Annotated in this window: 1 protein-coding gene; it reads left to right on the plus strand. The window is 51.7% G+C overall.

Annotation, left to right across the window (positions count from 1 at the left end; genetic code table 11):
* Window positions 1–724, plus strand: a 724-nt coding sequence (locus tag J5224_RS32695; RefSeq protein WP_264629082.1) for a HAMP domain-containing protein, incomplete at both ends; no start/stop codon positions are given.

Consider the following 724-nt stretch of genomic DNA (forward strand, 5'->3'; position numbering starts at 1 on the left):
ACGGGGATTATTATTGGGTTAAAGCCAGCTCTACGCCGCTGATGAAAGACGGCGAACTGGCGGGATTCATGTCCGTGCGCACGCCCGTCGGGCAAGAAGACATTCAACAGGCCAGCGCGCTGTATCAGGAAATGAATGATGGCAAGCTCACCTATCGAACCCTTTACCAGGGCGTGTTGATATTTACCGGGCCGCTAAAACTTCTCAGTATCGGCAAAGTCATCCCGTTGCGCTGGCGTATTCGCAGCTATCTCTTGATGCTGTTTGTTTTTACCTTGATGGCCTTATATGTCACCATTCCCATTACGCCGCCGCTCGCCCTCTTTTTGCTGTCATTCTTTTTCGCCACCTTGCTTGCCAGTGAGTTTCTGGTGCGACATATTGCCGCCCCGTTAGAAAAAATTCTGTCTCAGGCAATTAACTCTGCATCGGGTCAGGCAGACAACCACTTCCAATTAAATCGTGTCGATGAGGTTGGCATGTTGCTGCGTGCTGTCAATCAATCAGGCATGAATTTTCGCACCTTTGTGGATGACGTGAACGGACAACTGCGAGAAGTGCGCAGCGCCTGTGTGTCCATCGCCCATGACAACCTGACGCTAAGTCAGCGCTGTGAGGATACGGCGCAAAGCCTGCAAAATACCGCAGCGTCAATGGAACAGTTAACCGCTACCGTCAAAAATAACGCGACCGCTTCCCACATGGCTTCGCAGTGTGCCATGGA

It is taken from the genome of Candidatus Symbiopectobacterium sp. NZEC135 (assembly GCF_025962695.1).